Source organism: Clostridium sp. ATCC BAA-442 (genome assembly GCF_964239415.1).
Classification (GTDB): Bacteria; Bacillota; Clostridia; order Oscillospirales; family Oscillospiraceae; genus Flavonifractor; species Flavonifractor plautii.
Map to the genome: position 1 here is coordinate 55,700 of NZ_CAXSQB010000021.1, position 6,525 is coordinate 62,224.

Here is a 6,525-nt window from a genome sequence, read left to right on the forward strand (position 1 = left end):
CGCATGAGCTCCTTGTTCAAATCGTAGGTGCGCGGCTCAGACAGCCGCGCTGGACTTCGTCTTGACCTTGTGCAGGATGGCCTTGACAACGGGGGTCAGCACTAGCACCAGGAAGATAACCAGTAGGACGATCTTCAGGGGGGTGTTGGCGAACACGCTCAGGCTGCCCTGTGAGGCGATAAAAGCCTTGCGCATATTTTCCTCCAGCATGGGAGCCAGCACGAAGGCCAGCAGCATGGGGGCGGTGGGGAAGCCGTTCTTATCCAGTAGGTAGCCGACGATACCGGAGACAAACATGATGATCACACCATACATGGAGTAAGAGGTAGAGTAGGCGCCCACGATGCAGATACAGGTGATGATGGGGATCATGTACTTGATGGGCACACTGAGAATTTTGATAAGGAAGGGGATTACCAGCACAGCCACAGCCAGGGTAAGCACATTTGCCAGGTATAGGGAGGAGATCAGGCTCCAGCAGAAGTCGGGATTGGTCTCAAACAACAGGGGGCCGGGGTTCAGACCCCACATCATCAGACCACCCAGCAGCACCGCGCCGGTGCCGGAACCGGGGATGCCGAGGGCCAGTAGGGGGGCGAAGGCACCGGCGGCGGCGGAGTTGTTGCCGGCCTCGGAGGCCGCGATGCCCTCAATAGCGCCGGTACCCATCGGTTCCTCGGACTTGAACTTCTTCTGCATGGCGTAGCCCACCATGGAGCCGGTGGTAGCGCCGGAGCCGGGCAGCACGCCAACGAAGGTACCCAGGATGGAAGAGCGGATGGCGGGGGGCAGCAGCCGCTTGATGTCGTGCTTGGTGGGCATGGCGCCGCGGATGGAGAGCTTAATGGCCTTGTAGTCGCCGTTTTTACGCTTTTCCTCGTCGGTCTTGCGCTCGTTTATGAGTTTGATGACCTGGGCGAAGCCCACCGCGCCGATGATGAAGGGGGTGAAGGTGATGCCGCCCATGAGGTACATGTTGTCAAAGTTGAACCGGGGCATACCGGACAGCGTGTCCATGCCGATGGAGGCTACCAGAATACCCAGCATGGTGATGACGATGCCCTTGATGGGGTTCTCGCCGATGAGCCAGCTGATGGAGGTCATGGCGATGAGAAGCACCAGAGTCATTTCCGCATAACCGAAGTTCAGGCCCAGTTTGGCCAGACCGGAGGCGGTAAGGGTCAGGATAATGATGCCAATGGTACCGCCGATGAAGGAGGCCAGATTGGCCGTCATCAGCGCCTGACCGGGCCGGCCCTTTTTCGCCATGGGATAGCCGTCCAGAGCGGTGGTAATGGCGGGAGAATCGCCGGGGATGTTGAGCAGGATCGCGCTGAAGGCGCCGCCGTACATATTGGAGTAGTAGAGTGCGCCCAACATAATGATGGCAGTGGTGGGGTTGAACTTATAGGTCAGGGGGAGTAGTAGAGCCACGCCGGCTAGAGAACCCAGGCCGGGCATGGCGCCCACGATCAGACCCAGAACAGCGCCCAGGGCGCAGGCACCCAGGTTTTCAGGGGAGAATAGGACCTGGAAGCCAGCCAGAAGGGATACAAAATTTTCCAATGTTGTCCAACCTCCTTACATGATATAGGCAAATAGTCCCATGGGGAACTGTACTTGCATCCAAATGACGAACACCCCGATGATGAGGACGGCCATGAAGACCTCGATCAGGATGACCACCTTCCAGGGGGTCCTCTCCACGGCCTTCAGCCACAGCAGCAGGTAGAGCAGGCAACTGGGGATCAGTCCAATGACCCAGCAACCCACGATGACACCGCCGGCACCAAGAATGACCAATAGCTCATTCTTATTGTAGCTGGGGCTGGCCTGGTTGCTGCGCAGCTCCTGCACCAAGCACATCAGGCTGGTGGCAAAAAGCACTACAGCGATGATAGTGGGGAAGAAGGCGGGGGTGGGCTGTCCGTCCCAGAAGCCGAACTTGTTCAGACCAACGCCGATGAATACCAAGGACAAAATGGCAGTGGCGATGGGGACGAATGCGCGGGAGTCGAATTTTACTTTTTGCATAATATTACCTCCTTGTAGTTTTTATCCCGCCGAACAAGGTCGGCGCGGCGGGCTGTCTCCCCCGGTCAGCGGGCGGAGCGGGCAAGAGAACGACCCGCTGCGCCCCTCCGCCGTCAAGCTCCCCTCTCCCGTCGGCGGCTTGGTGGCGGGCTGACCTTACAAGTGTGTCCGTAATCACTGTTATCCAGATCACACTGCGGAGACAACGTTGCGTCCGAAAGAAAAGCAAGGAATGCACCAACTGTTAGAAAAACTAAAAATATTGTTTGGACACACAAAATGGGTGATGAATATTTGTATAAAACATACAGAGCAAAAGAATGAATTTGGAAATTTAGGGAAATCAAAAATTTCAAAAAAATAAAATGTTTCAAATAAAATGTTTCATATGGTGAATCGTCTCAAAAGGTGTTTCAAAATGTTTCAAAATGGGGTGGAATGGGCGAAAAGACATCCCCGGGGGATGACGTATGTACAGTGTGCCAGTCCGGAACATGAGATGCTGAATATGGCCCACCGTACATCTGTTAAAACAAAGAAAAAGGCCGGAAATTGGATTGACAAGCCGAAATGTGAATGCTATAATCCAAACAACAGTTCGTAATAATAAACTTAGTTCTTAATTACGAACAGTAAAGGCGGACTGAGTGGGAGCGCCGCTCGGGGTTGGTTCCGATCACAACATTGGAAAAGGAGACACGATTATGGCACTCATGACGGGAGAACAGTATATCGAGAGCATCCGCAAGATGAACATGCAGGTATATATGTTCGGCAAGAAGGTGGTGAATCCTGTGGATGATCCCATTCTCCGTCCTTCTCTGAACAGCGTGCGGATGACGTATGATCTGGCGCAGAAGCCGGAGTATCAGGAGCTGATGACGGTCATCTCTCCGGAGACCGGGGAGCGGATCAACCGCTTCACTCATATCCACCGGTCTACGGAGGATCTAAAGAACAAGGTGAAGATGCAGCGCCTGCTGGGCCAGCAGACGGCCTCCTGCTTCCAGAGGTGTGTGGGTATGGACGCGTTTAACTCGGTGTATTCCACCACCTACGAGGTGGACCAGAAGTACGGTACCCACTATCACGAAAACTTCAAAAAATTCATGCTGCACGTACAGGGGGAGGACCTGACGGTGGACGGGGCCATGACCGACCCCAAGGGCGATCGGTCCAAGGCACCCCACGCCCAGGAGGACCCGGATCTGTTCCTGCGGGTGGTAGAGCGCCGGGAGGACGGCATCGTGGTACGGGGCGCCAAGGTGCATCAGACCGGAATTCTGAACAGCCACGAGGTCATCGTGATGCCCACCATCTCCATGGGCCCTGACGACAAGGACTACGCGGTGTCCTTCGCTGTGCCCGTAGACAGCAAGGGCATTTACATGATTATCGGCCGCCAGAGTTGTGACACCCGGAAGCGGGAGGGCAGTAAGATGGACGTGGGCAATGCCGAGTTCGGCGGTGTAGAGGCCCTGACCATTTTCGACGACGTGTTCGTGCCCAACGAGCGGATCTTCCTCAATGGCGAGACTGAGTTTGCTGGGATGCTGGTGGAGCGGTTTGCCGGCTATCACCGCCAGAGCTACGGCGGGTGCAAGGTGGGGGTGGGCGACGTGCTCATCGGGGCAGCCGCCCTGGCTGCGGACTACAACGGGGCCGCCAAGGCAAGCCATGTGAAGGACAAGCTCATCGAGATGACCCACCTGAACGAGACCCTGTACTGCTGCGGCATCGCCTGCTCCGCCGAAGGCCACCCCACCGCCAGCGGCAATTACCTGATCGACCTGCTGCTAGCCAACGTGTGCAAGCAGAACGTCACCCGCTTCCCCTACGAGATCTGCCGTCTGGCGGAGGACATTGCTGGCGGTCTGGTGGTCACCGCCCCCTCCGAGGCCGACTTCCGGGACGAGAAGCTGGGGCCTGTCATTGACAAGTACCTCAAGGGCATCGCCGGTGTGTCCACCGAAAACCGCCTGCGCATCCTGCGCCTGATTGAGAACCTCACCTTGGGTACCGCCGCCGTGGGATACCGTACCGAGTCCATGCACGGCGCCGGTTCTCCCCAGGCCCAGCGCATCATGATCGCCCGTCAGGGCAACCTGGAGATGAAGAAGCTGCTGGCTAAAAAGCTGGCCCACATCTCTGAATAAGGGCCTTGCGGCTAGAATGATTTTAGAAAAGGAGATAGCAGTATGACATACGCCATGAAGGCGCCCGCCCGCTATGTGCAGGGGAGCGGCGAGCTGGACAGACTGGGCCGCAGCGTAAAGAAGCTGGGCCGGCGCTTCCTGCTCATCGGAACGGAGAACAACTGGAAGCGCTTTGGCCAGCGCGTGGAACAGACCATGGCCGAGAACGAGAGGGAGGTGGTGTTTACTCCCTTCCATGGTGAGGCCACCAAGGATGAGGTCTTTGCCAAGATGGATGTCTGCAAGGCGGAAGGCTGCGATGTCATTATCGGCATGGGCGGCGGCAAGACCCTGGACACGGCCAAGGCTACGGCTGAGAACCTGGGCCTGCCCTGTGTCATCGTCCCCACCGTGGCGTCCAATGACGCCCCCTGTTCCGGCGTGGCTGTGCTGTACAACGAGCAGGGCGTGGTGGTAAAAGCGGTGCTGATGCGCCGCAGCCCCGACCTGGTGGTGGTGGATACCGAGATCATTGCCAATGCGCCGGTCCGGCTTTTTGCGGCCGGACTGGGGGATGCCCTGGCCACCATGTGCGAGGCCCGGGCCTGCAAGCGCAGCGGGGCCAAGACCATGGCCCGGGGCAATGTGTCCAACACGGCGATGATGATGGCGCAGCTTTGCTACGATCTGCTGATGGATCACGCCCTGGAGGCCCTGGAGGCCGTGAAGAACCACACTGTGAACCAGGCGCTGGAAGATGTGGTGGAGGCCACGATCTACCTCAGCGGTCTGGGCTTTGAAAACGGCGGCTTGGCCGTGGCACACGCCGTTAACGACGGCCTGGCGCAGGAACCTCAGACCCACGGAATGTATCACGGCGAGAAGGTGGCCTTTGGCGTGCTCACCCAGTTGGCGCTGGAGAAAGCGCCCCAGGAGGAACTGGATCAGGTCCTTGGCTTTATGAAGGCAGTGGGACTGCCCACCACCTTTGCTAAACTGGGTATCGAGAACGTGGTGGAAGAAAACCTGCGCAAGGTGGCCGAGGCCGCCTGCGTACCCACCCAGTCCACCAAAAACCTGCGTGCCGACATCACTGCCGACGAGGTATATGAGGCTATGCTCCAGGCGAACCGTCTAGGCTTGGGTGTCTGATCAACGAAGAAGAAATAATAAAAGGAGAATAGACTATGGACTTCAATCTCTCGAAAGAGCAGACGCTCATCCAGCAGATGGTTCGGAACTTCACGGAGAACGAAGTGAAGCCTGTCGCTGCGGAGACCGACCGGAACTGTGAGTATCCCCGTGAGAACATTGAGAAGCTGTTCCGCTACGGCATCATGGGCATGTGCGTGCCCAAGGAGTACGGAGGGGCCGGCGCGGACGACCTGTCCGCCGCCTTGGCGGTGGAGGAACTGAGCAAGGTATGCGCTTCCACCGGCGACATCGTGGCCACCCACAACGGCCTGTGCTGCGACCCCATCCTGCGCAACGGCACCGGGGCTCAGAAGCAGAAGTATCTGCGGATGCTCACAGAGGGACACAAGGTGGGCGCTTTTGCTCTGACCGAGCCCAATGCCGGTTCCGACGCCTCCAAGGGCACCACCACCGCCCGGCTGGAGGGGGACCACTACGTGCTCAACGGCTCCAAGGTCTTCATCACCAACGGCTATGTGGCCGACGTTATCGTGGTCTTTGCCATGACCGATCCCTCCAAGGGCACCCGGGGTATCTCCGCCTTCATCGTTGAGTCTTCTTTCCCAGGCTATCACGTGGGCAAGCACGAGGAAAAGCTGGGCCTGCACGGCTCTCCCACCGCCGAGCTGATCTTTGAGGACTGCATCGTTCCCAAGGAGAACCTGCTGGGCCAGGAGGGCAAGGGCTTCAAGATCGCCATGCAGACTCTGGACGGAGGACGGATCGGCATTGCCGCCCAGGCCCTCGGCATCACTGAGGGCGCCATGGAAGAGGCCATCACCTATACCAAGAGCCGCGTCCAGTTTGGCAAGCCCATCGCCAAGTTCCAGAACACCCAGTTTACCTTCGCCGATATGAAGGTGGCCGTGGAGTCCGGACGGCTGCTGGTCTATCAGGCCGCGACCCTGAAGAGCGCAGGCAAGCCCTTCACCATGGAGGCCGCCATGGCCAAGCTGTATACCTCCGAGAACGCCATGAAATATACGGTCAAGGCGCTCCAGATGTTCGGCGGCTACGGCTACACCAGGGATTTCCCTGTGGAGCGCATGCTGCGGGACGCGAAGATCACCGAGATCTACGAGGGCACCAGCGAGGTGCAGCGCATGGTCATCTCCGCCAACCTGGGCGTGAACTAAAGGAACTGGAGGGAAAATTACGATAT

At 58.1% G+C, this 6,525-nt stretch carries 5 protein-coding genes; 3 read left to right on the forward strand and 2 right to left on the reverse strand.

Annotation, left to right across the window (positions count from 1 at the left end; translation table 11 throughout):
- Nucleotides 1-36: 36 nt before the first annotated feature.
- Nucleotides 37-1,566, reverse strand: a complete 1,530-nt coding sequence (locus tag ACESY8_RS10620) for a tripartite tricarboxylate transporter permease (protein ID WP_054339004.1) — start codon at nt 1,564-1,566, stop codon at nt 37-39.
- A gap of 15 nt (nt 1,567-1,581) precedes the next feature.
- The gene (locus ACESY8_RS10625; protein WP_054339005.1) at nt 1,582-2,034 is read right to left on the reverse strand and encodes a tripartite tricarboxylate transporter TctB family protein; all 453 of its coding nucleotides are present in this window, start codon (nt 2,032-2,034) and stop codon (nt 1,582-1,584) included.
- Nucleotides 2,035-2,738: 704 nt separating this feature from the next.
- On the opposite strand from ACESY8_RS10625, the gene ACESY8_RS10630 reads away from it, so the two are divergent.
- The 3 genes from ACESY8_RS10630 to ACESY8_RS10640 are packed head-to-tail and all read left to right on the forward strand — an operon-like array spanning nt 2,739 to nt 6,499.
- Complete coding sequence (locus ACESY8_RS10630) at nt 2,739-4,190, forward strand: 4-hydroxyphenylacetate 3-hydroxylase family protein (RefSeq protein ID WP_087361039.1); 1,452 nt, start codon at nt 2,739-2,741, stop codon at nt 4,188-4,190.
- Between the two features lie 42 nt (nt 4,191-4,232).
- Nucleotides 4,233-5,321: a glycerol dehydrogenase gene (locus tag ACESY8_RS10635; protein WP_054339007.1), complete on the forward strand. Its 1,089-nt coding sequence runs from the start codon at nt 4,233-4,235 to the stop codon at nt 5,319-5,321.
- Between the two features lie 35 nt (nt 5,322-5,356).
- On the forward strand, nt 5,357-6,499 hold the full coding sequence (locus ACESY8_RS10640) for an acyl-CoA dehydrogenase (protein ID WP_434307680.1): 1,143 nt from the start codon (nt 5,357-5,359) through the stop codon (nt 6,497-6,499).
- Nucleotides 6,500-6,525 lie beyond the last annotated feature (26 nt).

Bases quoted from the DNA above. Each gene is read 5' to 3' on its own strand.
- ACESY8_RS10625 (WP_054339005.1), bottom strand. From the start codon at position 2,034: ATGCAAAAAGTAAAATTCGACTCCCGCGCATTCGTCCCCATCGCCACT.
- ACESY8_RS10630 (WP_087361039.1), top strand. From the start codon at position 2,739: ATGGCACTCATGACGGGAGAACAGTATATCGAGAGCATCCGCAAGATG.
- ACESY8_RS10635 (WP_054339007.1), top strand. From the start codon at position 4,233: ATGACATACGCCATGAAGGCGCCCGCCCGCTATGTGCAGGGGAGCGGC.
- ACESY8_RS10640 (WP_434307680.1), top strand. From the start codon at position 5,357: ATGGACTTCAATCTCTCGAAAGAGCAGACGCTCATCCAGCAGATGGTT.